This is a genomic window from Paenibacillus sp. SZ31 (assembly GCF_012912005.1).
GTDB lineage: Bacteria > Bacillota > Bacilli > Paenibacillales > Paenibacillaceae > Paenibacillus.
In genome coordinates, this window is sequence record NZ_JABBEA010000001.1 from 637,380 (window position 1) to 662,725 (window position 25,346).

Annotated in this window: 22 protein-coding genes; 3 read left to right on the forward strand and 19 right to left on the reverse strand. The window is 46.2% G+C overall.

What is annotated here, in order from left to right; all coding sequences use genetic code 11:
* Positions 1-332 precede the first annotated feature (332 nt).
* The gene (locus HF638_RS02905; RefSeq protein WP_062833490.1) at positions 333-743 is read left to right on the forward strand and encodes a uroporphyrinogen-III C-methyltransferase; all 411 of its coding nucleotides are present in this window, start codon (positions 333-335) and stop codon (positions 741-743) included.
* Entirely contained in the window at positions 740-1,804 is a 1,065-nt protein-coding gene (locus HF638_RS02910; RefSeq protein WP_169478774.1) for a phosphodiester glycosidase family protein, read from the forward strand. The genes HF638_RS02905 and HF638_RS02910 overlap by 4 nt, the downstream gene beginning before the upstream one ends.
* A gap of 305 nt (positions 1,805-2,109) precedes the next feature.
* Here the strand turns inward: HF638_RS02910 and HF638_RS02915 are convergent, their stop codons facing one another.
* From HF638_RS02915 to HF638_RS02940, 6 genes are all read right to left on the reverse strand, one after another.
* Entirely contained in the window at positions 2,110-3,126 is a 1,017-nt protein-coding gene (locus HF638_RS02915) for a substrate-binding domain-containing protein (protein ID WP_169478775.1), read from the reverse strand.
* Positions 3,127-3,203: 77 nt separating this feature from the next.
* Complete coding sequence (bglX, locus tag HF638_RS02920) at positions 3,204-5,369, reverse strand: beta-glucosidase BglX (protein ID WP_169478776.1); 2,166 nt, start codon at positions 5,367-5,369, stop codon at positions 3,204-3,206.
* Between the two features lie 97 nt (positions 5,370-5,466).
* Positions 5,467-7,062: a type 2 periplasmic-binding domain-containing protein gene (locus HF638_RS02925; protein WP_169478777.1), complete on the reverse strand. Its 1,596-nt coding sequence runs from the start codon at positions 7,060-7,062 to the stop codon at positions 5,467-5,469.
* 53 nt (positions 7,063-7,115) lie between these two features.
* Positions 7,116-8,018 carry a carbohydrate ABC transporter permease gene (locus HF638_RS02930; protein WP_169478778.1) on the reverse strand — a complete coding sequence of 301 codons (903 nt, stop codon included), beginning with the start codon at positions 8,016-8,018 and terminating at the stop codon, positions 7,116-7,118.
* An 18-nt stretch (positions 8,019-8,036) separates the two neighbouring features.
* On the reverse strand, positions 8,037-8,996 hold the full coding sequence (locus tag HF638_RS02935; protein ID WP_062833485.1) for an ABC transporter permease: 960 nt from the start codon (positions 8,994-8,996) through the stop codon (positions 8,037-8,039).
* Between the two features lie 11 nt (positions 8,997-9,007).
* Positions 9,008-9,772 (reverse strand): alpha/beta hydrolase, encoded by a 765-nt coding sequence (locus HF638_RS02940; RefSeq protein WP_169478779.1) that lies wholly within the window; start codon positions 9,770-9,772, stop codon positions 9,008-9,010.
* Positions 9,773-10,244: 472 nt separating this feature from the next.
* On the opposite strand from HF638_RS02940, the gene HF638_RS02945 reads away from it, so the two are divergent.
* Entirely contained in the window at positions 10,245-11,156 is a 912-nt protein-coding gene (locus HF638_RS02945) for a serine hydrolase domain-containing protein (RefSeq protein WP_169478780.1), read from the forward strand.
* A gap of 104 nt (positions 11,157-11,260) precedes the next feature.
* Here HF638_RS02945 and HF638_RS02950 read toward each other — a convergent pair whose 3' ends face one another.
* The 13 genes from HF638_RS02950 to HF638_RS03010 form a co-directional block, all read right to left on the reverse strand.
* Entirely contained in the window at positions 11,261-11,515 is a 255-nt protein-coding gene (locus HF638_RS02950) for an AbrB/MazE/SpoVT family DNA-binding domain-containing protein (protein ID WP_036610032.1), read from the reverse strand.
* A gap of 167 nt (positions 11,516-11,682) precedes the next feature.
* On the reverse strand, positions 11,683-12,150 hold the full coding sequence (gene trmL / locus HF638_RS02955) for a tRNA (uridine(34)/cytosine(34)/5-carboxymethylaminomethyluridine(34)-2'-O)-methyltransferase TrmL (protein ID WP_076330283.1): 468 nt from the start codon (positions 12,148-12,150) through the stop codon (positions 11,683-11,685).
* Between the two features lie 139 nt (positions 12,151-12,289).
* Positions 12,290-13,378, reverse strand: coding sequence for a 3-phosphoserine/phosphohydroxythreonine transaminase (gene serC / locus HF638_RS02960; RefSeq protein ID WP_169478781.1), 1,089 nt, complete (start codon positions 13,376-13,378; stop codon positions 12,290-12,292).
* A 394-nt stretch (positions 13,379-13,772) separates the two neighbouring features.
* Entirely contained in the window at positions 13,773-15,197 is a 1,425-nt protein-coding gene (glnA, locus tag HF638_RS02965; RefSeq protein ID WP_169478782.1) for a type I glutamate--ammonia ligase, read from the reverse strand.
* 414 nt (positions 15,198-15,611) lie between these two features.
* A complete protein-coding gene (aroF, locus tag HF638_RS02970) occupies positions 15,612-16,676 on the reverse strand; it encodes a 3-deoxy-7-phosphoheptulonate synthase (protein ID WP_036610039.1) in 1,065 nt (354 codons plus the stop codon).
* A gap of 274 nt (positions 16,677-16,950) precedes the next feature.
* On the reverse strand, positions 16,951-17,904 hold the full coding sequence (locus tag HF638_RS02975) for a 4-hydroxy-3-methylbut-2-enyl diphosphate reductase (protein WP_169478783.1): 954 nt from the start codon (positions 17,902-17,904) through the stop codon (positions 16,951-16,953).
* A 67-nt stretch (positions 17,905-17,971) separates the two neighbouring features.
* Entirely contained in the window at positions 17,972-19,432 is a 1,461-nt protein-coding gene (locus HF638_RS02980; RefSeq protein ID WP_169478784.1) for a sensor histidine kinase, read from the reverse strand.
* 1 nt (position 19,433) lies between these two features.
* Positions 19,434-20,123, reverse strand: coding sequence for a response regulator transcription factor (locus HF638_RS02985; protein WP_062833477.1), 690 nt, complete (start codon positions 20,121-20,123; stop codon positions 19,434-19,436).
* 173 nt (positions 20,124-20,296) lie between these two features.
* Positions 20,297-21,970, reverse strand: a complete 1,674-nt coding sequence (locus HF638_RS02990) for a S1C family serine protease (RefSeq protein ID WP_169478785.1) — start codon at positions 21,968-21,970, stop codon at positions 20,297-20,299.
* Positions 21,971-22,118: 148 nt separating this feature from the next.
* Positions 22,119-22,781 (reverse strand): response regulator, encoded by a 663-nt coding sequence (locus HF638_RS02995; RefSeq protein ID WP_169478786.1) that lies wholly within the window; start codon positions 22,779-22,781, stop codon positions 22,119-22,121.
* A gap of 18 nt (positions 22,782-22,799) precedes the next feature.
* Positions 22,800-23,825 (reverse strand): HAMP domain-containing sensor histidine kinase, encoded by a 1,026-nt coding sequence (locus tag HF638_RS03000; protein WP_169478787.1) that lies wholly within the window; start codon positions 23,823-23,825, stop codon positions 22,800-22,802.
* 3 nt (positions 23,826-23,828) lie between these two features.
* A complete protein-coding gene (liaF, locus tag HF638_RS03005; RefSeq protein ID WP_169478788.1) occupies positions 23,829-24,860 on the reverse strand; it encodes a cell wall-active antibiotics response protein LiaF in 1,032 nt (343 codons plus the stop codon).
* 197 nt (positions 24,861-25,057) lie between these two features.
* Complete coding sequence (locus HF638_RS03010) at positions 25,058-25,267, reverse strand: hypothetical protein (protein WP_169478789.1); 210 nt, start codon at positions 25,265-25,267, stop codon at positions 25,058-25,060.
* Positions 25,268-25,346 lie beyond the last annotated feature (79 nt).

Genomic DNA, 25,346 nt, shown 5'->3' on the forward strand with positions numbered 1-25,346 from the left:
GTCGAAAAACGGAAAAATACAGGGTAAAGTTGCTAAAAAAGCTCTATTTCCACTGTATTTTGTCATAAAAACACCATGACGTTCATCTTTCCATGCCCGGAAAGGTCAAAATATAGTATAAATTTCCTGCATTTCTATCTAAAAAAGTCGAAAAACCTGCCCAAAGTTCCTACTTATTGCATCTATAAGAAATTGTATCCTAGGACTTCCTTCCGATGCAATCTCTTTTTACTCTATTAAGTAAAGAATTTCATTTTTGCGTAATCAATAGGGGCATGATAGAATGAGGACTGGAAAAATTTTTGTACCTATAAATGACCAGGAGTGATGATATGAAACCATCTGCCCCGCCCTCTGACATCCATCACACCCGGAGCGCCAAAGGCAAGGCCGGATCTTCAATCAAGCTGTTTCTGGTAATGTGGATTGTTCTCATTGCACTAGGAGTCGTTGGAACCTACTATTATAGTAACCATCTCCAGCAACAGATGATTAACCAGCTTCAGGCCCATAATCAGCAGCAGATTGCAGCGCTAAAAACCGACTACGAAAAGCAGCTAACAACGATATCGAAGGAAGTCGCAGACCTGCAAGGGCAAGTGCAATCCTTCAATGAATTGCTGACTTTTACCAAGGATAATGCAAGTGACAAAACGGATAACAGCAACAAACTGTATACCCAGCTGAGCGAAGTCAAAAAACAACTGGAGACACTCCAGAAAAAGATGGACCTGCTCAAATGATTACACCCGTCAAACAGGTTAATCGTTTTTTTATGCTTGCACTCGCTCCTTTTGTTGGATTAATAGTATGCTTGCTGCTGCTTCGTCCTCCACTTGAACCCGGAGGTTTGCTTCCTACCGAACTGTCAGAGGACACCATCACACCCCGGACCCAAGCAATTAGCCAAGAACTTGCGGGGGCAAAAGACGCTGCTGTCCAGACTTCTTCTTCTATTAAAAGAACGACGCAGCTCTATAATAAAACAACAAGTACGATGTCTACACTTGTACAGAAGGCTACTGCCCAGGCAGATCGCCCAGAAACCATTTATAACAAGCGTATTTCATCCAAGCTGGGCGTTCCATTTGAACGGGTAGACAGTGACCGATTGACGATTGAAATGTACAGAGTGAATCCTGGCAGCTATAAGGGCTATGCCATGAAGATCAAGCTAAAAGATCCCACAGCCATGCAGATGGCTCTGGACAGCGAACCTGGACGATCTGAGACAACCATGCAGGCTGTGAAACGTAACGGTGCAATTGCCGGGATCAACGCAGGCGGATTTGCTGACAGTGGTGGCAAACGTTATCCGCTCAGCACAACCGTCATGGACGGAAAATACGTGAATGGTTTTCAGGCCAGCTTCAAAGATCTGTTCTTTGTAGGACTTAACGATACCGGCAAGCTGGTCGGAGGCAAGTTCTTCGATAAAAACTCCCTGGATCGCCTACAACCGCAATTTGGAGCTACGTTTGTCCCGGTGCTACTACAGAACGGGCGCAAAACCGCGATTCCCGCCAAATGGAAGGTATCACCCAAACGAGCTCCACGGACAGTCATTGGCAATTATAAAGACGATCAGTTATTAATCATTGTGGTTGACGGATATAATGAGGGTGGAAGTTCCGGTGCTACCCTTGAAGAGTTGCAAGGTCGGTTGTACAAGCTTGGGGTCATCGACGCCTATAATCTGGATGGCGGTGGATCTTCCTCGCTTATACTGAATAATCGGGTTGTGAATAACCCTTCAGATGGCAGCCTCAGACCGGTGCCCACACACTTTTTATTTTACAAATAATAGGGTGAAGCATTTCTTTTCTACCTATAATGGGTATAATAGAAGAAAATGAGCTTGTGCAGGAGGTGCGAAGGGTATGTCGTTTTCACTGACATTCTGGATTATTGCAGTCGTATTGACTCTCTTCATTGCAGGCATTCTCACTTCATCCTACAACAATGACAAAACAAAAGGTCTGTAAAGGCTAAGCCTCTCTCCGGAGAGGCTTTTTTAATGCTTTAATACTTCATCCTCGAAATAGCAAGAGACAAGGCTTAAAAGAATGATGCAATTCTTCTAAGCCTTGTCTCTTGCTGTATTCGGGATCAATAGCTAACCGCCCTGTCATTCCGCATGGATATCACAGATTCAGACTGATTGGGTCCACTCACCGACCCACCTTCAACCAATGTCACGTAAATTCGTTCGTGGTCGACGGGTTCTCCAGCAATAATCTTAATTAATTGTTCAGCAGCGAGCGATCCCCACTTGCGTTTGGAATAATCAATGCTTGCCAATCTCGGCTGCACGTATTTGCTCAGTTCAATATTGTCGAATCCAATGACATCAATCTCCTGACCAATGCCAAGCACACTGTCTGCCAGACGATCACATAGACCAATAGCCATCTCATCATTGAGGCAGAATACCGCTGCAGGTCCGTCATATACCTGTACAATCTGATCTGCGGCTCGTTCTCCACCACTCTTCTCAAAATCCCCCGTGATCTCAATCCATTCCACATCGGCTTCACGTTCCGCAACCTGTCTTACAGCCTTTAAACGTTGCACAGAGTCAAACGAACCTTCCGGTCCAGTCACCACATAGATTTTCTTATGTCCCTGTTCAATCAGATGCTCCATGGCAAGTGTCGCCCCGGCTTTGTTATCCAGCAGAACCTGATTAATGTTGGGATGATCCATCTCCCGGTCCAGTACAACGATTTTGTGCCCTCGATCGGCATACTGCATCAGTTCCTCACTCGCAAACGTATGATCCAAAATGATCGCACCATCAATCATCCGTTCTGGAAGCATACGATGGGATTGTTTGCCGCTGCAGACGATCAGGTCATAACCTTGAGCATTACATACGGCTTTCATGCCACTCAGCAAATCTCCATATACATCTCCGCTAAAATCGGTCAAGAATACACCCAGAATTTTGGATTCCCTTTTCTTCAGTGTTCTTGCAGCGGCATTGGGAACATAGTTCAGCTCTTTGGCAATGGCCAAAATTTTGGAACTCGTCTCATCGGTCACTTTGTTGCTGCCATTCAGCGCATATGACACGGTGGAGATGGAAACTCCCGCCTGTTTGGCGATATCCTTGATACTGACCACATTCTTCGCTCCCCTGTTATGTTTATCAGGCCTTCCATAGCGAAAGGCCTGACACATTACTCTTTCCATTTCCCGGATTAAACGAGTCTGAATGATTTCTTCTGGGTATCCCGACTGTTTGCACCTACAAGAATATGGAACTCGCCTCGATCACTGCGATGACTTAAGTCCGAATGGTGATAACGAAGCTGTTCTTCATTTAATGTAAACGTGGCTGTACCACTCTCGCCTGGCGCAAGTGCAAGTTTCACATATCCTTTTAACTCACGCATCGGACGAACCACTTCACCCGTTACATCACGAACATACAACTGAACCGTCTCCACGCCTGCACGCTCACCCGTGTTTGATACACGTACCTGGATGCTTAGGGACTCATCAGCAGTCAACTCATTACTTGAGACTTCAAGATCACCATAAGTGAAGGAAGTGTAAGAGAGACCATAACCGAACGGTAGCAACGGTTCATTCGGGCTATCAATGTATTTGGAAACATAACGTTCTTCCGTCTTCTCCGGGTTCAGAGGACGGCCTGTATTGAAATGGTTGTAATAGACCGGAATCTGACCTACAGACTGCGGGAAGGACATCGTCAGACGGCCCGATGGATTCACTACACCTGTAAGAACATCTGCAATCGCTGCTCCGCCTTCACTACCCGGGAACCAGGCTTCAAGAAGGGCATCCGATTCATCGATGACACCATGCAAATCTAATGGACGGCCGTTGAACATAACGGTGGCAATCGGTTTGCCGGCTGCTTTGAGCTGTTTGACCAATTCCAATTGGGCCGCTGGCAGACGGATATCCGTGCGTGAGCCACCTTCTCCGCTCATCTCGGAGTCTTCACCCAGAGCGAGAACAATCAGATCTGCTTTGCTTGCCACTTCCAGGGCTTCGGCAATCTGCTCAGCTGTAATCGTATGAACATCACTACCTTGGGCAAATTGAACTTTCCCACCCGTCAGGCGCTCTTGCAGAGCTGTTCCCAGCTTAAGTGCATCTTCCTTGACCCCTTCACAGGACCACCAACCCAGAATGTCAGGACTCTGTGCAAAAGGCCCCATGAGGGCTACATTAGCTTCCGGTTGAAGTGGAAGTACATTGCCATCATTCTTCAAGAGGACAGCTGATTTGGTTGCCAGTTCATACGACACCTGACGGTGCTCTTTGGAGAACACAATCTCGCGCTCACGTTCCGGATCGGCTGCACGTAGCGGATTGTCGAACAATCCCAGCTTTTCTTTCAGTTGCAAAATTCGCAGAACGGCTTCATCAATGAGCTCCTCTTCTACTTCACCGCTCTCAATCAACTCAGGCAAATGATGAACGTAACAAGGTGTCATCATCTCCATATCTACCCCTGCACGAATGGCACGATACGCCGCTTCACGGTCATCTTCCGCAGCGCCGTGTGCAATCATCTCGCGAATGGAAGCCCAATCCGAGATCAATACGCCATCAAAGCCCCACTCTTCACGCAAAATGCCACGCATTAACTTCTCATTGCCACTTGCCGGAATACCGTCAACCGTATTGAACGAAGTCATGACCATTTCCACACCTGCATCCAACGCTGCTTTGTACGCTGGCAAATAGTACTCACGCAGGTTACGCTCGGACATGTCCACCGTATTGTAATCCCGACCACCTTCAGCCGCTCCATACGCCGCAAAGTGTTTGACACAAGCTGCAAGGCGATCAGGCTCCTCTTTCAAGCTATCTCCTTGATATCCTCTTACAAATGCAGCCGCGAACAAGCTGTTCAGATAAGGATCTTCTCCTGTCGTCTCCATCACACGACCCCAGCGCGGGTCACGAACCAGATCCACCATCGGTGCAAAGGTTACATGCAAACCGGATACAGCCGATTCCCGTGCTGCAATTTCAGCACTTTTCTCAGCAAGTTCGGTATCCCATGAGCAACCGATCGCCAGCGGAATCGGGAAGATGGTTTTGAATCCATGTACTACATCAGCCATGAACAAGAGCGGAATGCCCAGACGACTCTTCTTCATATAAGCTTGTTGCACATCAATGATGGCCTGCGCACCGGACAACCCCAGGATGGAGCCACTGGCATCCACGGACTGCTCCGTGATTCCCATCTCTTCCATAGGTCCTGTGATCTGACCTTCAACATTCGTTCCTTCATAAAAGTTGGCAGTCAACTGAAGAAGCTGAGCTGTTTTTTCCTCCAACGTCATCTGTTTTACCAGGTCTAGTAACTGCTCGTTATTCATCGATAATATCCTCCACTACAAGTTGTTGAAATAAAGAACCCGGCTGCGTTCGGGGAGAGACCGCGCACCGGGTTCAAAATTAATTACTGAACGATTACTAGAATTTCTCGTTTAGCTCATCCAGGTAAGGTTGAACCAGGGACATTTTACTGTTTACCCATTCTTTCCAGTTCGCTTCCAGATCTCCGTTTTTGAGGATCAGGTTGGCATATTCGTTCTGGTAATCGAATGAAGCCTGACTCTTAGCTTTGGAATCGTACAGATTGACATCCCAATCGTATGTTGCAAGTGAGTTGCCTTCTGTACCGAGTTTTGCTTTTTCTTCGAACAATTTCACGGCTCTATCACGGTAATCCTTTTGGATTGCAGGGTTTACAACACTGAAGTCGTCACCGAGCAGGTAGAGACCTTCGAAACGTGCTGGATATTTATCTTCCAATACTGTTCCTTCTGGCAACAAGCTAACCAGTTCTTGGTTCTCATCATATTTCCAATCCGTTCCTTCAAAGCCCATGTTAATGAGCAACTGTCCTTCTTTTGTCGTCGAGTAGTCAATCAGATCCATGATCCGTTCGAATTTCTCGTCACTGATGTCCGGATTGAAGATCAATGCAGACCAGAAGTTAGCTTGCTCCATGTTACGGTATTTCCCGTCATCGCCCACTACGATTGCTGTGTGTACCAGTTCATCACTATCTACACCGAGATTCTTTCTCATATCGGAATCCAGACCTTGTCTGTACGAAGCCAGTCCGCCCAGACTTGTTACTGCAGCTGTACCTGTTACTTTGAAATTATTTTGACCTTCATTGTTTTTCCATGTGTAGAACTCAGGATTAAGCAATCCATCTTTGTATGCTTTTTGCATCAATTTCAGCCCTGTAAGTGTCTCAGGCTCCGAAGGTCCCCAGTGGAACTGGCCATCTTCACCTTTGTAGAACGGAGAATCGGTCATGGCATGCACACTGTTCGGCATAATGATATTTGTCATCGCATCTCCGGCATTGTAGGACAGAGGTACAAGTTTGTTACCCACTTTGCCTGGATCTTTTTCTTTCACAAGCGCAGCATATTCGTTCAATTCGGTTGTTGTATAAGCATCTTTCAGTTCAAAACCAACCGCTTCAGCCCAGTCTTTACGAAGCGCAATGACACCAATTTGGTTCGTCAATGGGTCAGCCGGTTTGTTCTCGAAATAGATTGGTCTAGGCAGGACGTATGTTCCACCCGTCAATTCTTCCAACTTATCTCCAAGACCCGTCAAATTGTAAGCTGCTGCCACGTTAGGCCAGCGTTCTTTCCAGTCATCCGGGAATTTGTAGAACAAGCCTTGTTCAATACTGTTCATGGCATCGCCATGCACGTAGTTCCATACCGCTACATCCGGCAAGTCGCCAGAGTTAATCCACAAACGAAGCTTCTCGCCCCATGAATCCCAATCGATATAGTTGTAATCCCATGTTACATTGAACTTGTCTGTCCAGAATTTATGGAACTCATTATCCAAGTTCCCGTTTTTAATTTCCGTCAGGTTTGCTACGGAGATGGTAAGGTTATCTGTATAATTTCCTTCAGCATCCTTCTCGTTACTACCTTCAGAACCACCACTGGAACAAGCTGTCACCACCAACATCAACAGACAGAGTGTGATGGCAAAAAGAGATTTAACTGACAACTTTCTGTTCGTTTCCATGCTTTTACCCCCATGTTTTTAGTCGAATTTGTAGTCCAAATCCTATGTGTATATCAGGTCTTGATTGCCCCTGTTAATACCCCTTTTGCAAAGTGCTTTTGCAGCATTGGGAAGAAACACATAATCGGCACCATCGTTACAAATACAGCCGCCATTTTCATACCCATTGAGAAATTGCTCGCTTGGGCAGCATCCACACTGGATGCATTGGATGCGTTCGTCTGAGATGTGACGATAATATTTCTGAGTACATTCTGCAGCGGCAGCTGATCCGCTTTTCGCAGGAATATCATCGCATCGTACCAACTGTTCCAGTAGGCCACACCGTAGAACAATGTGATTGTAGCCATAATTGGTGTAGCCAGCGGAAGAACAACCGAGAACAGAATTCTCCACTCTCCTGCACCATCCAGTCTCGCCGATTCCATCAGCGATTCAGGCAAGGTATAGAAGTAGTTCATCATCAGAATCATGTTAAAAGCACTGAAGCTTCCCGCCAGAATAACGGACCACAGCGTACCTGTAAGATGAAGTGATTTCATGATCAGGTACAGCGGTACGATACCACCATTAAAAATCATGGTGAACAATACCAGGAAAAAGAGAAACTTCTTGAACGGGAATTTGCTGCGACTAAGGCCATACGCCATGCTCGTTGTCAGGAACAAACTGAGCGGCAAGCCGATGGCGAGCAAAATAATTGTATTTTTGTACCCCGACAGAATCGTTCCATCAGCGAACAGTGCTCTATAGGAATCCAATGTGAATTCTTTAGGGAACATCAAAAATGGATTGTCGGCATACTCTTTTTGTGTTGCAAACGAGATCATGATGACATTCCAGAATGGAATCAGAATCATTAAGGCAAGCACAAGTAATATCGCAAATATGAAGTAATCGAGAAGTGTCATTCTTTCCGTGCCAATTCTCGGCTTTTTGTTAGCTTTCTTGCTCATCTCATTTCTCCTCCTCTCTTATCGGAACAAACCGTCTCCGCCAAGCCACTTGGCAAATCTGTCAGCAAGAAGCAGCAAGGCCATATTCACCAGGGAACGGAACAAGCTGACCGCTGTCGAGAATGAGAAATCGGTTGATGACTGGAACGTAATCCGATAGATGTATACATCGAGTACTTCCGATACATTTTTGGTAGCGGCATTCGCCAAGTTGAAGATCTGGTCGAAACCGGAAGACATCAATCCACCAACGGACAGAATAAACATGATCGTGATGGTTGGAAGGATGTTCGGTAAAGTAATTCTGAACATCTGTTGCATACGGGAAGCCCCGTCAATCTGCGCTGATTCATACTGATCCTGGTCAATACCGGAAATGGCAGCCAAGAATATAATCGCGCCCCATCCACTTGATTTCCAAATATCAGTTAACAGCAACATGGGTACAAAGTTAGATTCGGATCCCAGGAAGTTAATCGTTGGCAATCCGAGTAATCCGAGCGCGCTGTTTACCAATCCGTCATATGCCAGCACATTGATGACTACGCCGGATACGATGATCCAGGATAGGAAGTGCGGGAACGTAAGAACGGTTTGGAACAATTTTTTCCCTCTACGCATCCGCAATTCATTCAGCAACAACGCCAGAATGATCGGGAACGGGAACTGAATAATCAGTTTCAGAATATTGATGTACAGCGTACGCCATACGGCATCGATAAAGGTTGGATCACGGAAAACATATTTGAAGTTCTCGAATCCGCTCCATGGACTTCCCCAGATGCCCAGGTTGGCCTTGTAATCTTTGAATGCCAGAGACAGGCCACCCATCGGCATGTAGGCAAACAGGATTAGCCAGACAAGCCCCGGAATAAGCAGGGTGTATGTCATTCGGTGCTTCCAGATTTCAGTCCAGAGCGAATTGCCCTTCACGTTTCCCTTCAGCTTTTTGCTAGGTCCTTCGGCTGCAGGTTTCACATTGCATCTCCTCACTCTACTGTGGTCTTGTCGTTGTACAGAAAATCAAACATCGTTCTCAGGTGGTGCTCCCAAAATCTCCATTCATGAGCCCCCGGCGTCTCCACATACCGAAAATCAAAGGCCGTCCCCTGCATGTATTTCGCATAATCGTGATTCATCTCCACGAAGGGGTCACTGTCGCCGCAACAACTGAGGATATCCGGTAAAGGTACACCCTGCTCCAGCAGCTTGGCCGACAGTTTGTAAATATCCTGATCGGCTTTTACCTGTAACCGTTCTCCAAAAACCGCTTTCATTTCCTTGATCATGGTCGCTGGCATATGGGGATCATGAAGCCTTGTCTGGATATCCGTAACGCCGGATAAAGACACTACTTTACGATATCGCTCTGGATAAGTTAGCCCACATTTCAGTGCACCATATCCACCCATCGATAAACCGGCAACGTACGTTTTCTCCGGATCAGGATTCAGATTGAGCAGACGCTTGCATACTTCAGGTAACTCCTGAGTGATGTAGTGGAAGTAATTCAGGCCGTATTCCATATCGGTGTAATAGCTTCGATTCGCTTCTGGCATAATGACGGTACAGCCGTATTGCGCTGCATACATCTCAATTGTGGTTAAACGCTGCCAGGTACTCGCATTATCGCCTGCCCCGTGCAACAGATATAGTGTACCGCCTGAAGTCTCTCCGGAGTCACTGGACACAACATGTATGCTCGTATTCATGCATAAGGTTGGCGATCCAGTTTCGATCGTTATATGTGCCATAATGTAACCCCTCTCATCAGCGCCTGCTGTCTTTACTCATTCGTTTCTCTGGCGTTGGTTTGCAGGCTGTTGTAGATTCCCTTGTATTACGATGGGTTATCGAAACGATTTTCTCGAATCGTTTCAAAACATAGCCAACGTTGATTCACATGGACTTCATTACAACACTTTTGATGTGGAAGCGATTTCTTCGAATCGTTTCGAATAAATCATAAGCCCGATGAGTAAATCCTGTCAATAACCTTTTTACAAATTTCGCGTTATTTTCTCGAAAACATGCTTTTAAAAGTCTGAATTTGCGTCCAAAGACACTATTATTGCGAAAAAATGAAATTTAAGTCAGTGCTATTACAACTTTAATTGACACCAAACCAGGTTTATACTAACATGGGTTCTGATTTTGCATTCGAATTACGGAAACGTTTCACCAACCGATTTTACTCAGGTTTCACCTGATATTAGGGAGGTTAATATGTCTAAGCAACTTAAAGGCTTCATCCAAACGATTACCGAGCAACAATTGAACGTTTTCTCCATTCGCATATTACAAAAAGGGCAGTTGCTAGCCCATTGGGACCGGGATAAGGATCAGCGCCGGGTACAACATTCCATTAGCAAATCCTTCACCTGTATGGCCGTTGGGCTTGCGCTCGAAGCAGGTCTGATACATCTGGATGCCACACTTGGTGATTATTTCTCTTATGATCATGTACCCATTTCAGAACATAATCTCTCCTCGCCGCGGGACCTGAAGTTACGTGATCTTCTTCGAATGTCTTCAGGCCATGACTCGCCGCCTCTTTGGGCTGATGAACGAGCTTCATTGATCGAGAAGGATTGGGCGAAACATTACATGTCTCTACCTCTGGACCGGATGCCTGGAGAACAATTTACATACAGCAGCGGTGATACGTTTATGATCTCGGCCATGCTACAGGCTGCTACCGGCCAAACCGTAAAAGATTACCTGACTCCACGGTTGTTTGAGCCGCTTGGCATTCATGATGTAGAGTGGGAAACCTCTCCACTCGGCGTAACGCTTGGCTGTGCTGGTCTTTGGATAAGCAATGAGGAACTAAGTCGATTTGGTCAGTTATTGCTGCAGGAGGGCTACTGGGAAGGCAGACAGCTTGTACCTGCGGATTGGATTCGACAGGCTACGTCCCAGCAGATCGAAACGACTGGAGATGGTGATTGGGGAAAAGGTTACGGGTATCAGTTCTGGATGTGTTCTCATGATGCTTACCGTGCCGATGGTGCCTATGGTCAGTTGTGCATCATCCTTCCTTCAAGGGAAGCGGTCATATGTATTAACAGTGAGGAAGAAAATATGCAGGGCATCCTGAATGCCGTATGGGATGAGATTTTACCTACATGCTTTTAACGCAAGTTTACGTATTTTCCTTTTGTTCAATGAAACCGTACCATCGGCTGGATATTAAAACAAAAAAAACGCCACGGGGTCAATGGACCCCATGACGTGATTTCTTACCCGTGCTGTGGAAGCTGAGTCATTTCATCTAAACATTGTGCGCATATGTAACGCTCTTTGAACTCGTTGACTTCCTCGATGGATCCGCAGAAAATACATTTCGGACGATATCTCTCCAAGATAATATGGTCCCCTTGTACTAAGATCTCTACAGGATCTCCCTCATTCATTTGATACCTTTTACGCAAAGATTTAGGCAATACGATCCTACCTAATTGGTCAACTTTGCGAACTACTCCAGCTGGCTTCATAGCTACGGCACACCTCTCCTATCTTACTCTAAATTTCTAGGTACATTTGTACTATGTTTATAGATTCGCCAAGATTTTGTCGAATCCTGCTGGAAATAAACATTTTTTGTCCTTTTTTTTGAAAAATGTTTTTTTACCGAATTCTAGCCGTCATTAATAACCCGAATTTAACCCTCTAACCCCGGAAAATTAAGCTGACGCAATGCTTCATACACAATAATTGCTGCCGAATTGGACAGATTTAATGATCTAACGTCACCAGTCATTGGCATTTTCATACATGTGTCGGGATTCGCAGCAATTAATTCAGGCGGCAGGCCTTTAGTCTCTTTACCAAAGACAAGGAAATCCCCATCTTGAAATTCAAAATCACTATATCGGTTCTTGGCCTTCGTAGTTGCGTAGAAGAAACGACCTTCCGAGTACTTCTCCTGAACCTCTTCGAATGAGTCGTGGTATTCAATATGAACGGCATGCCAGTAATCCAGCCCTGCCCGTTTCAATGTAGCATCATCTGTTCGAAATCCAAGTGGACGCACGAGATGCAGATGGGTGCCGGTCGCCGCACAAGTACGCGAAATATTCCCTGTGTTTGCCGGAATTTCTGGTTCAACCAGAACGATGTGTAAAGCCATATGTGTTCAATCTCCTTTTCATTTCATGTTGACGACAACCCTCTAATCTTAAAGAAAAGCCCTCCACACGTCAATGTGGAAGGCTCTGGTAAGGCACAGGATTAGACACGAAGGTCCATAACACAGTACCTATACTAATTTATCCATTTGTCTTCTGGAAGTGGCTCATGAAGTCTGTCAGCGCCTTAACACTTTCATAAGGAGCAGCATTGTAAATGGAGGCACGGAGACCACCGACACTGCGATGTCCTTTCAGACCTACGAATCCTTCTTCCTCGGATGCTTTAATGAACTTTTTCTCCAGTTCCTCCGAAGCAAGACGGAAGGTTACATTCATGAGGGAACGATCTTCTGTCTCCACACAACCACGGTAGAAATCACCGGAAGAATCAATCGTGTTATAGAGTAATTCCGCTTTTTTCGTATTTTTTTGCTCGATACCAGCCAGTCCGCCCTGTTCTTCGATCCATTTCAATACTTCATTCACCATATATACGGAGAAGGAAGGTGGCGTATTGTATAAGGAGTTGTTATCTACATGCGTGCTGTAACGAAGCATGGTTGGAATCGTTTTAGGCGATTCACTCACCAGTTCCTCACGAGCAATCACAACCGTAATTCCGGATGGACCCAGGTTCTTCTGTGCACCGGCGTAGATCATGCCGAATTGATTAAGATCGAATGGTTTACAGAAAATATCACTCGACATGTCCGCAATCAGAGGTACTGAACCGGTATCCGGGAACGACTTGAATTGCGTACCTTCGATCGTTTCGTTGGAAGTCAGATGCACATAAGCCGTACGTTCAGGCAAACTCAGATTCGAAACATCCGGCAATTTCATGAATTTCTCTGCTTCCGAAGATGCAGCAACATGTGTCTCGCCGATCAGCTTCGCCTCAGACAGAGCCTTCTTGGCCCAGCTGCCAGTCATTACGTAACTTGCTGTCTGTCCTGCTCCGAGCAGGTTCATGGGCAGCATCGCGAACTGAGTGCTTGCACCGCCCTGCAGAAAGAGAACCTTGTATCCTTTTGGATTGCCTAGAAGCGACAACAAGCGCTCCTGAGCTTCATTATGTACAGACTCGTACACCGCTCCACGGTGAGACATCTCCATAATCGACATGCCTGTATTACGAAAATCTACAAATTCCGCCTGTGCACGCTCCAGTACCTCAAGTGGTAACGCCGCAGGCCCTGCATTAAAGTTATACGCTCTTTTTGTCACAAAATCCCCCGCCCTTTCCATCCGTAACTGACATACAAACGCATTTTGCACAATTCGATTAGAATCGCTCACGGGTATAAGAGTTGGACAGGAAAAAGCATCCTGATCCAACCAACGTATAGACGAATTGAATCATTTCGATCTATATCTTACCTATTGGAAGTCGCTCTATGGATTTGTGCCAAATGCTCTCAAACTAAATATTATCGCTATGATATCAGTATTCTCTATCTGCTTCAAGGGCAATATGCACTGAAGTGTTGAATTCAGGTCATCAAATTCCTTTATCACCCTGCAAAGTTAAAGCGCTACATTGTTTAATTCAAGGAAAAGCCTCCGAGAACGTGTCCCGGAGGCTTTAAGTTGGAACAAGAGCTGTTCCGACCCCGACTGATTAGCAGTCGAAGTAGAGGCTGTACTCGTGCGGATGAATGCGGATCGCTACTGCTTTCGCTTCATCACGTTTGAGGTTGATGTAATTTTCAATGAATTCTTTCGTGAATACGCCGCCTTCAGTCAAGAACTCGTTATCAGCTGCCAATGCATCCAGTGCTTCTTCGAGGGAAGCTGGCACACTGCGGATGTTTTCTTTATCCGCATCAGACAGGTCATAGATGTTTTTGTCGAGCGGACCATATCCAAGCTCAGTTGGGTTGATTTTGCGTTTGATTCCATCCAGACCAGCCATCAGCATTGCGGAGAATGCCAAGTACGGGTTAGCTGTGGAGTCAGGTGTACGGAACTCGATACGACAACCTTTAGGAGTCACAGCTGCAACCGGAATACGAACTGCTGCAGAACGGTTACCTTTGGAGTAAACCAAGTTTACTGGTGCTTCGTAACCAGGTACGAGACGTTTGAACGAGTTCGTACTAGGGTTAGTCAAAGCGATCAGTGCCGGAGCATGGTACAAGATACCTCCGATGTAGTGCAAAGCCATTTCACTCAGGTTAGCATATCCCGTTTTGTCATAGAACAATGGGGAATCGCCATCGAAGATGGATTGGTGAACGTGCATTCCGCTACCATTATCACCGAACAATGGTTTTGGCATGAATGTTGCTACTTTACCATATTGACGTGCAGTGTTGTGCACGATGTATTTGTATGCAAGCAGGTTATCTGCTGTTTTCTTCAGTGTATCAAAACGGAAGTTGATTTCGGCTTGACCCGCTGTCGCCACTTCATGGTGATGACGTTCGATCGACAGGCCTGCTTCTTCCAAAAGGCGACACATTTCGCTACGAATGTCTTGTTGTGTATCCACTGGCGCTACTGGAACATATCCGCCTTTCGTGCGAACTTTGAAGCCCAGGTTTCCGCCTTCTTCTTTGCGGTTCGTGTTCCAAGAAGCTTCTTCGGAATCTACGAAGTAGGAAGAGCTGTTCGTGCCGCTCTCATAACGTACATCGTCGAAGATGAAGAACTCGGATTCAGGTGCGAAGAATGCCGCTGTACCTACACCGCTCTCTTGCAAATAAGCTTCTGCTTTAACAGCGATGCTACGTGGGTCACGCTCATAACGCTCGCCATCCGGAGTGAAGATATCACACATAACATTCAATGTAGGGTGTGCAGTGAACGGATCGACATAAGTCGCTTCAGGATCTGGCATCATAACCATATCGGACTCTTCAATTCCGCGGAAACCTTGGATAGAAGAACCGTCAAAAGCTACTCCATTTACGAACGTGTCTGCATCAACAGCCGAAGCTGGTAACGAAATGTGATGTGCACGACCAGCTAAATCTACAAAACGAAAATCTACCCACTCGATGTTGTTCTCTTGAATTGATTTCAATACGTTTTCAACCGACATGTATTCGTCCTCCCAAATATTCCGAACATTAAACAACCCCACTAAGAAAATGTCTAAATTCGAATTTTTTTCTGTCGTCATTATAAATTTTAAAACATGACATCGTCAATACTTATGTAAGGTATTTTTTGCGAGTATGTTAGATATACTCACATTTTATAAATAACCTAAATTCATATAACAACGAATTGAATATACATTTAACTGGTTTAATGCGGTAAAGCGACCCCTATTTTAACCTAAATCATGGAAAAAACTTCACATCATAAATGTTTCTTATCACTATTGATTAATAAATACGTTCAAAACTGCAAAATATGCAAAAAACCGAGCATCTATCTGATTCCGTCGCAATGAACGAGACCAGAGGAGATGCCCGGATGATGATCCAGACCCTTGACCATGAAATTCTTATTACACCCCTACACGTGCCGGGAAAAATTCTGCCGGTTGTTTGGCTGTACTGAATGATTTACCCACGATTGGTGCCAGTTTCTCCAGATCCTGCAACAGGTTGGCGAATTGGTCAGGGAACAAGGACTGCACACCATCTCCTGTCATCGAGTTATCCGGATCGGTATGCATTTCAATGATCAGACCATTGGCACCCGCAGCAACGGAAGCTTTCGTCATCGGTTCCACCAGTTCACGGCGTCCAGTACCATGGCTCGGGTCTGAAATAACCGGCAAATGGCTCAGAGACTGCAGAACAGGAATTGCAGACAGATCAAGAGTATTCCGTGTGTAGGATTCAAACGTACGAATACCACGCTCACAGAGCATGACATTCGGGTTACCACCCGCAAGAATGTATTCAGCCGCATTCAACAATTCATCGTATGTCGCACTGAAGCCACGTTTCAACAATACTGGTTTGCCACACTCGCCCAATTTGCGGAGCAGGTCAAAGTTCTGCATGTTACGTGTACCTACTTGCAGAATATCTGCGTACTCGGCACAAATATCCACATACTCGGGTGTCATAACTTCTGTAATGGTCAGCAGGTCATGTTTCTTGCCTGCTTCTGCCATCATGATCAATCCCTCTACACCCGTTCCCTGGAAGCTATAAGGACCTGTACGTGGCTTAAATGCCCCCCCACGCAACACTTGCCCACCAGCAGCTTTCACAAGCCCGGCAATCTCATCAATCTGCGCAGCGGATTCAACCGCACATGGTCCGCCCATGACAACAAGTTCTTTTCCACCGATATCTACACCTTTGATGGAGATCACCGTATCTTCCGGATGGAAGTCACGGCTTGCCAATTTGTAGGACTTCGAGATTTTCACGACATTCTCGACACCTTTCATTTGGCGAAGATGCTCCTGCATTTTAGGTTCAACTTTGCCAATCAAACCAATGATGGTACGATCCTCTCCGCGAGAGATGTGCACCTGAAGCCCTTCTTTTTCAATAACTGCAACGATATCCTGAATCTGTTCCTCCGGAGTAGCCTTGCCTGCAATAACGATCATATTAATTCCCATCCTTCCTTGTATGAGAGCACAATAATCTCTTAACGTGCGTCTGATTAAATTTGAAAACTCTGTCACGCTTAAACGCTTGTTCGCTTTTAAGCTTTTATTCGTTAAAGCAAATATACCATAGTTCTCCTATTGCGTCAAGGTACACATTCCTTATCCATATACAAAAAAGAACCCTGCTCCGCAGGCTCCGAATTCGGTTCCGCGTAACAGGATTCTTCTTATTTCGTTTACAAATTTTGCGCTTCACTTACATGTGCTTGCCCTATGGTGTACGTGTTTTTTCTCTAACTGGTGGCAGCAGTTTGCTCATGTTCACGGTACGCTTAATTTCCCACGTCTCCGGTTTGTCATGTTCATACTGCTCCAGATAAAGGATGACTTCCTTCGTAATCGGTGTTGGTGTTGAAGCACCCGAAGTAACCGCCACCTTATTTACACCTTTCAGCCATTCTTGCTGAATCTCTGCCACATCGGATACACGGTAGGCCGTAACCCCCGCGATTTCCTCCGACACTTGTGCCAGACGGTTAGAGTTATTGCTGCGAGGATCACCTACAACAATGACCAGATCAGACTGCCCCGCCTGTTCAGCGACAGCTTCCTGACGCACTTGAGTCGCCAGGCAGATTTCGTTATGAATCTCTGCACCCGGAAACTTCTCCAGCAGACGGCTCATAATGTGTTTGATATCCCACTGGCTCATCGTGGTCTGATTCGTAATAAGAATTTTGCCTGGAGGAACGTTCAGTTCATCGATCTCTTCTTCCTTCTCGATCAGGTGAACGAGGTCTGGCGCAACGCCAACAGCCCCCTCTGGTTCAGGATGATTCTTTTTGCCAATATAGATGATCTGATAACCTTCTGCCGTCTTTTCCCGAATGAGGTCATGGGTCTTGGTTACGTCAGGGCATGTTGCATCCACTGTTGTCAGACCTTTGTCCCGTGCCAGCTTCCGCACTTCTGGAGAAACGCCGTGAGCTGTGAAAATAATCGTGCCACTCTCCACTTGGCTCAAAATATCCATCCGGTTCGGACCATCCAATGTAATAATACCTTCATCTTCAAAGGAATCCGTCACATGTTGGTTATGCACAATCATACCCAATATATAAATAGGTCGTGGTAAATCCAGATTGCGTGCCGCTTGACGCGCGAGCACCATCGCATCCACAACGCCGTAACAATATCCCCGCGGTGAAATTCGCAGTACTTCCACTTGGTTGCCACCCGCTTTCTTTCTCGGCAACGTTGCCGATGTAATTGCAGTCCTGTCTATTATACCTTTATTCGATAGGCGGAGCAAAGACAACCGGCAACCAGATAATAAAGGTGGTTCCTTCTCCACGTCTGGTCACAACCTCAACCGATCCATGGTGTTCCTCAATGATCCACTTGGCAATCGAAAGTCCCAGACCTATGCCTGGTGTAGCCCCGCGCGATTCATCTGCCCGATAGAAGCGATCAAAGATGAACGGTACTTCGTCCCGATCCATGCCAATACCGGTATCGCTGATGCGCAGTCCTACCTGACCTTTGTACAGTACGGCATCAAGTGTCACGGAGCCTTCTGGCGTGTATTTAAACGCATTTTCGATGAAAATAAACAGCATCTGTTGCAGATAATCCTTGCTGCCGTTCACATAGATACCGTTAAGAATCGACAGATCACCTGGACGCCAGTCCGCATGATGATCCAAGAATTGCGATCTTCGCGCGACTTCCTGCACCAATATCTGTAGTGGTACCGGATTCAGTTCAATTTTCTGCCCTGTATCCGCTCTCGCCAATGACAGCATGTCACTGATCAATCTGCTCATACGTTTACCTTCATCGGCCATGTCTTCCAACGCCTCGACGGACATCTGTCTTACCGTTTCTTCATCCAGATTCGGTCGGTCTGTGCCCTCCTGATCCCACAGCTTCTTCAGGAAGTCCACGTTCCCGCGAATAGTCGTCAGCGGCGTACGTAGTTCATGCGAAGCATCAGATACAAAACGGCGCTGGGCAGCATTCGTCTCTTCCAATCCACGGAAAGACAATTCTGTACGCTCAAGCATGTTATTCACCGTTTCGATCAAACGCCCGATCTCATCCTTCGGCCCCGCATATTGAATTCGCACACTAAGATCATCGCCGGATTGGATCTGATTCGCAGCATCAATAACATTCACAAGCGGACGCATCGACTTCCGGGCCAGAACAAGACCTGAAGTTATAGCCAATGCCATCGCCACCAGCCAGCCAAAAACCAAAATATTAAGCAATGCCTCCAGCAAGCGCTCCTGTGAACTTACATTGGCGCCTACCTGAAGAATTCCTCTGACCTCATTGGTTCCCTGAAGAGACAGTGGCAATTGATTCACCAGAAAAGGCGTCCCGTCCACATAGATCTTGGATATCCCCCGCTCTTTGAGAATTTCATTGGATTTCAAAACCGGAAACTGAATCCCTAATTTCTCCATATTACCGGAAATCCTGCCCGAACGGCTCTGATAATCCCAGAGTTGAATATAAATTTGTGCCTCCTGAAGCTGGCTCTCTGTAAATGGGTCCAGATCCAATGACTGCGAAAGAGGATTCACACCAATTTGCTCCGTAATCCGGGCACTCTTCACCTTCAATTGCTGTTCAACTTCCTGATAGGAGTTAAAATAAACAAAGGCATAGATCACAACGCCCCAAAAGATAAGCACGGCCGCCAAAATGCCAGAATACCATGCGGTTAGTCTTAACCGAATGGACATGTCAGGAGTCACCTCTCAGAATATAACCGGCTCCCCGGATGGTCTGGATGAGACGTTTGCCACCGTATTCTTCAGTCTTCTGTCTGAGCATGGCAATGTACACTTCAAGCACATTAGACTCACCGCTGTAATCATAACCCCAGATTTTATCCATAATCAGATCGCGTGACAGTACTCGTCTTGGATTTTGCATAAACAGATTCAACAGTTCGAATTCCTTGGCAGTCAGTTCCAGACGTTGACCATCTCGTACTACTTCACGTGAGTCATTGTCCAGAATGATATCTTCATACATCAGACGATTGTCTGGTGTACCCGCAATATCTGACTTGCGGCGCAGCAATGCACGGACACGTGCCAATAACTCTTCCAACGCAAACGGCTTCACGAGATAGTCATCGGCCCCTGTATCCAGTCCAGTCACCCGGCTCTGTACTTCATCCTTGGCCGTAAGCATCAGCACAGGCACTTTGCTACCTGCTTCCCTTAATCTGCGACATACCTCAAATCCGTCAATCTGCGGCATCATCACATCCAGAACAACGATGTCCGGCTCCTTGTCCATCAGTTTGCTGAGACCTTCAGCTCCATTGGAAGCGGTCTGTACCTCATATCCTTCAAAAGCCAGCCCGCGGCGGAGCATGGACACAATTTTTTCGTCGTCATCCACAATCAAAATAGTTGAGCGCATGGTCTTTCTCCTTTATCCTAACGTTTTATCCCATTGTAACAGGCAGAAGCACAATCTGCATCTTCAAGTAAGAGTCTCCATTCAAGCATGCTCCATTGTTATCCCGTTAGTTCTGGGCAAAAAAAACGGAAGGGCCTTCAAACCCTTCCGTTCTTCCAATCCTTAATCTAATATTATGGTTGTTGCTGCTGTTGTGTATCCGTTGTTTGTGAAGTATCAAAATCATTTTTGTTGCCGATTTTGATTATCAGATCCATCTTCTTACCGTCACGAACCACGTTCAGTGTCACTTCACTGCCGATTTCCTGTTTCTTGATAAAATCAATCAGATCCTGACTTGTGGCGTACGGTGTACCGTTGGCACCTGTAATGATGTCATATGCACGAAGATCTGCTTGGTAAGCCGGTGATTGGAAGATCGTGCTGGCTACGACAGAACCTTCGGTCACATCTGTTCCCATTTGTTTAGCGACTTCAGGTGTGAGAGCCATCAAAGATGCACCGATAAATGGTACGGGCTCTTTGGGAACTTCTTTGTTCTCTTTAAGATATTTAACCGCTTCAGAGATGACGCTTGATGGGATCGCAAAACCAATCCCTTGTGCATCTGCACTGACTGCAACGTTCATCCCGATAACTTCCCCGTTCAGGTTAAGCAACGGACCACCAGAGTTACCCGGGTTAATGGAAGCATCCGTTTGCAGCAAGTGGCTATATTCACGTGTTTTACCTGTTTCTTCATCCGGAATGCTGATTGTACGTTCTTTGGCACTGAGTACACCTGCTGTAACGGTGTGTTCGAAGCCCTCAGGGTTACCAATAGCTACAAGCCATTCACCGACTTGCGTACTGTTGGAATCGCCCAGTGGAGCTACAGGGAACGCATCGTCACCACTGTTTTTCTCAATTTTCAATACTGCCAGATCCAGATCGAAGCTGCTTCCGAGCAGTTTGGCTTCATAAGGCTTGCTGTTGTTCTCCAGCGTAACCTGAATCACATCCGCACCCTGAACCACGTGCTGGTTCGTCAGGATATATCCTTCTTTGTCAAAAATAAATCCAGAACCAATGCCTAGTGGAACCAACTGATTACTGCTTTGCTGTTGTTGCTGCTGGCTCTGGCCTTGATTGCCTTCCGTTCCGCCACCATTACCGAAGAAGTATTGGTACAACGGATCGCTTGTATTCGATCCACCCTGACCAGTACCTGTGCGTGAGGACTGCTTCGCAAGTGTTTCGATTTTGACGACTGCTGGACTTGTACTCGTTACTACGGAAGACACATCTTCTTTACCTGTTGGCAGTAACGACGCTGTCACATTGTTGCCTCCGCCTGTATTCGTGGACGCTTCCTGCCCCGAGCTTTCATTGCCTGTGTTCGTAAGTGCAGTCTCCGGTGTGAACATGTTCGTTCTGTCGGCTGTGTACATGAGAACGGTAATGACCAGCATGCCGGCAATAAAGGAGAACAGAAGTGATCTTACGGAAGAACGCGGCTTTCGGTTATTATAATTCCAGTTGCCTTTGCCGCCATTCCCTTGATCCCCACCGTTACCTGAGCCGTTTCCGCCGCCTCCGGACGATCTTTTCGCTTGCTCGGATGGTTCACTATTATAGTAAGTAGGTACGGGTCTCACCGGATCAGGTTTTGTAATCTCTACATTACCTTCTTCACGCTGATTGTTGCTTCCCATGTGATTTGCTGTATCTTCCTGATTCACGGACTGAAAAGGTCCATAAGAATAATAATAGGAGGATTCGTCCGTTCCGGAAGAATTGCGGTTCTCCGTTTGTTTGGTTTCGTTTTCCTCGTCTTGACGGTTCGATCTATAATTACGTTCGTCCATGCCTCTCTACCTCCCAATCTCTTATTCCCAAGAGATATTCTTTAACTGTCCTTATTTTGTACTTTAAACCTTAACCGTACCTTAAAAACAATTAAAAAGGAGATAAAAGCACGTAAGAATAGATTATTTACCCCGTCATGACAGCATTTTACCCTTTCGTTTTCACCCAGCCCTGACGATGCGCGTAGATAGCCAATTGTGTACGATCATCCATCTCGCATTTCATCAGCAGGTTGCTCACATGTGTTTTGACGGTTTTGATACTGATATGTAATTCTTCTCCAATGTCTTTGTTGGTCTTTCCCTCTGCAATAAGCAACAGCACTTCCTTCTCCCGTTCAGTCAGACCTGATTCACTCTCTCTCGCTGTACGCTGTCTGATTCCCCGAGTCAATGCCTGCGATACATCACCTGTCATCACAGGCATGCCTCTATAAGCTCCTTGAAGAGCATAGATCAGTTCTTCCGCAGAAACGGTCTTCAGCACATAACTGACCGCTCCGGCTTCAATCGCTTGAACAACAAGATCATCCTCCAAGAAACTCGTGAGCATTACAATCTTCATCTTCGGAAATTCAGTCATAATGGCTTTTGTTGCTTCAGCGCCATTCATTATAGGCATCATCAGATCCATCAGGATCAAGTCAGGCATTTCACTATCATTTAACTTACGCAACTGATCAAGCGCATCCTGTCCATGGCCCGCTTCTCCCATCACATGAAAAGTAGGCTCCAGCATCAGATACGTTTTTAACCCCATTCGCACCATGTCATGGTCATCCACAATCATCACGTTTACTTTACCGCTCATTCCGTCTCCCCCTCTAGTTCACTCAGGAACGTTCGGGAATTTCGGGATGAATACCCGTACCGTTGTTCCCGCTCCCGGCTTCGATATAATCTGAACTTGCCCACCAAGCTTCTCCGCTCGTTCACGCATGGTGGATAATCCGTAGGACCCTGGACGCTCAGCTTGCTGCAAAAATCCCTGACCATCATCGCTGATGCTCATGCTGATCTGATGTTCACTCTCCCGTATGGACAGACTGACCATCCCCGCCTCTGCATGCTTCACTACATTAGCAATGGCCTCCTGAATAACAAGAAACAGCTGGTGCTCAATGGCATCCGAGATTCCGCCATCCAGTTCCAGCTCTTTCACACCTTTAAGACCATTCTGCCTGCAATAATCAGGAAACCAGCTATCCAGTGCCGCGGACAGATCACGCCCTTCCAGCTCCACTGGTCGAAGTTGGGCAATCAGTCCACGCATCTGACGTTGTGCAATATGTGACATCTGAATCAATTGGTCCAGTACTTTACCGCCATGTTCCGGATTCTTCTCTAGCAGACGCGGCAAGGACGAAGCCGACATATGCATCGCAAACAGCTGCTGGCTAACCGTGTCATGGAGGTCTCTTGCCATTCGTTTGCGTTCTTCAAGCACAGCCCGCTCCGAGGCTTGCTCCTTCTCAATAACTTCCTGCTCACCGAGACGCTGAAGCAGTCTCATCTTTTTCTCAATCGAATCCATCATGACATTGAACTCCTGATAGACACGACCGAACGAAGCGTCATCCGCATCAGGCATGCGCACCGCCAGATTGCCCTTGGACACTTTCAACATGTTGAGATCGAGCAGGTCAATCTTGCGCTGAAGACGCAGAGCAGCAATGTATCCGGTGATAACGGTGGCCAGCACAACAACGGCAACATAGGTCCATGCCCGCTGACGACCAGCCCCCATCAATACCTCTCCATATAATAGATAGAATCCACCCAGCGTAATCAGACCGGTTAGCGCAAAATACATCATCAGTTCCCACTTATTGGCCTTGAGAATGGTTCGAATCATGCATTAACCCACCTTATTGACTTTGACGTCTCCGATAAACACACTTACAATAATCCGTACCTTTTTGCTTGCTTCATGGTAATGGGCCGTTTCAGCCTGGGCACTACTCAGGAATCCGCCGCGTTTCTGGTTCAACAGTGACATATCTCCAATGAAGGAATTTGTCGTCACCGTCACACCCAGGTCCATATCTTCTGGAACAAATACTTTCACATCCCCAATAAATGAAGAAATGACAATCTTCGTCTCCCCATAAGGAATCTGTGCTTTGGTCAAATCAATCACCGTATCTCCGATAAAAGCCGAGATGTTCATCGGTTTCAACGAGAACACTTCCTGTCCCATGTACAGATCGCCAATGAATGCTGATTTATTAATGGTATTGCCACCGCCACCATAGTAGCTAGAATCATCATACTGGTCATTGTCATCATATTTTTCATATTTCTTTTGAGTTGAACCGTGAGCGTTGTGCTTCTGATACTGCTGATGTTCATAGGAAGCCGGGTTTTCCTTAGCTGTATTGAACGAGCCATATGAATCGTTCTTCTGTTCCTGTTTCGGTTTGCCAAATGTTTTCTCGAATTGTTCGTCAAACGAAGATGGCATCTCCAGATCCTCCGGAGACAACGGTTTATAAGGTTGCTCCGGTGCTGGAGGTGGCTGCATCTTGTCATGATGTTTCCGATCACGACGTCGTGGCCCAATCAGTACGAACAATCCTCCGCCAATCAGCATAACCGGAATCAGATAACGGATGAACTCCCCCATGGAATAATCAATCCATCCCAGGTTACGTGCAAGAAAATATCCACCGATCGCCAGGACAATTACCGGTCCAATGAAGGCGTAACCCCCATTGCGACGAATCTCGGAAATTCCTTTGACCCCCCACCAGATTAAAAATAACGGCCAATATGTTCTGAAAATATATCCTACATCAATGTCATATCCCAATTGTCTGAACAAGATCATCGCACCAATAGCAATAAGAGGTATACCTACCCACCAGCGGTCACGCGTAGATCGTTTCATCGCTCATGTCTCCTTCGTCTGTATTATGTATCCAGTGTAACTCAGACAAGACAATGAGAACAGCGGCGGCAGATGGAAGTCTTCTCGGTCTCGAGACTGAGATGGGAGGATATTTTTGTAAAACTTCACATATGTAAAACACCCCGGAGCAGCTGCTCCAGGGTGCTGAATCTTCATTTAATTTAATGAATCTTCAATTATTTTTTGTATTTTGATGCTTTGCCTTGGCTTGTTTGGCCTGTGTTTTCTACACCAAACTCGGCATTATATTTTTCATCAGGTGTTTGGAAATTATCTTGTACTTTGTGTTGAGCGGATTGCTTCACTTTAGATGCTGCATTCTCTTCTCCAAACTCTGCATTGTACTTCTCGTTTGGCGTTTGGTACCCTTGTGATTTTTTAGCCACAACGAATCACCTCTCTCTTCATATTTACGCTGCATTGCTGCACCGCGGGGTTCGTCCCCAGTCAATATTATGTGAAGAG

Excerpts from the sequence above, each read along its gene's own strand:
- HF638_RS02905 (WP_062833490.1), top strand. The coding sequence starts at position 333 with ATGAAACCATCTGCCCCGCCCTCTGACATCCATCACACCCGGAGCGCC.
- HF638_RS02910 (WP_169478774.1), top strand. The coding sequence starts at position 740 with ATGATTACACCCGTCAAACAGGTTAATCGTTTTTTTATGCTTGCACTC.
- bglX (WP_169478776.1), bottom strand. The coding sequence starts at position 5,369 with ATGAATAACGAGCAGTTACTAGACCTGGTAAAACAGATGACGTTGGAG.
- HF638_RS02925 (WP_169478777.1), bottom strand. The coding sequence starts at position 7,062 with ATGGAAACGAACAGAAAGTTGTCAGTTAAATCTCTTTTTGCCATCACA.
- HF638_RS02930 (WP_169478778.1), bottom strand. The coding sequence starts at position 8,018 with ATGAGCAAGAAAGCTAACAAAAAGCCGAGAATTGGCACGGAAAGAATG.
- HF638_RS02940 (WP_169478779.1), bottom strand. The coding sequence starts at position 9,772 with ATGGCACATATAACGATCGAAACTGGATCGCCAACCTTATGCATGAAT.
- HF638_RS02945 (WP_169478780.1), top strand. The coding sequence starts at position 10,245 with ATGTCTAAGCAACTTAAAGGCTTCATCCAAACGATTACCGAGCAACAA.
- HF638_RS02950 (WP_036610032.1), bottom strand. The coding sequence starts at position 11,515 with ATGAAGCCAGCTGGAGTAGTTCGCAAAGTTGACCAATTAGGTAGGATC.
- trmL (WP_076330283.1), bottom strand. The coding sequence starts at position 12,150 with ATGGCTTTACACATCGTTCTGGTTGAACCAGAAATTCCGGCAAACACA.
- glnA (WP_169478782.1), bottom strand. The coding sequence starts at position 15,197 with ATGTCGGTTGAAAACGTATTGAAATCAATTCAAGAGAACAACATCGAG.
- aroF (WP_036610039.1), bottom strand. The coding sequence starts at position 16,676 with ATGATCGTTATTGCAGGCAAGGCTACTCCGGAGGAACAGATTCAGGAT.
- HF638_RS02980 (WP_169478784.1), bottom strand. The coding sequence starts at position 19,432 with ATGTCCATTCGGTTAAGACTAACCGCATGGTATTCTGGCATTTTGGCG.
- HF638_RS02985 (WP_062833477.1), bottom strand. The coding sequence starts at position 20,123 with ATGCGCTCAACTATTTTGATTGTGGATGACGACGAAAAAATTGTGTCC.
- HF638_RS02990 (WP_169478785.1), bottom strand. The coding sequence starts at position 21,970 with ATGGACGAACGTAATTATAGATCGAACCGTCAAGACGAGGAAAACGAA.
- HF638_RS02995 (WP_169478786.1), bottom strand. The coding sequence starts at position 22,781 with ATGAGCGGTAAAGTAAACGTGATGATTGTGGATGACCATGACATGGTG.
- HF638_RS03000 (WP_169478787.1), bottom strand. The coding sequence starts at position 23,825 with ATGATTCGAACCATTCTCAAGGCCAATAAGTGGGAACTGATGATGTAT.
- liaF (WP_169478788.1), bottom strand. The coding sequence starts at position 24,860 with ATGAAACGATCTACGCGTGACCGCTGGTGGGTAGGTATACCTCTTATT.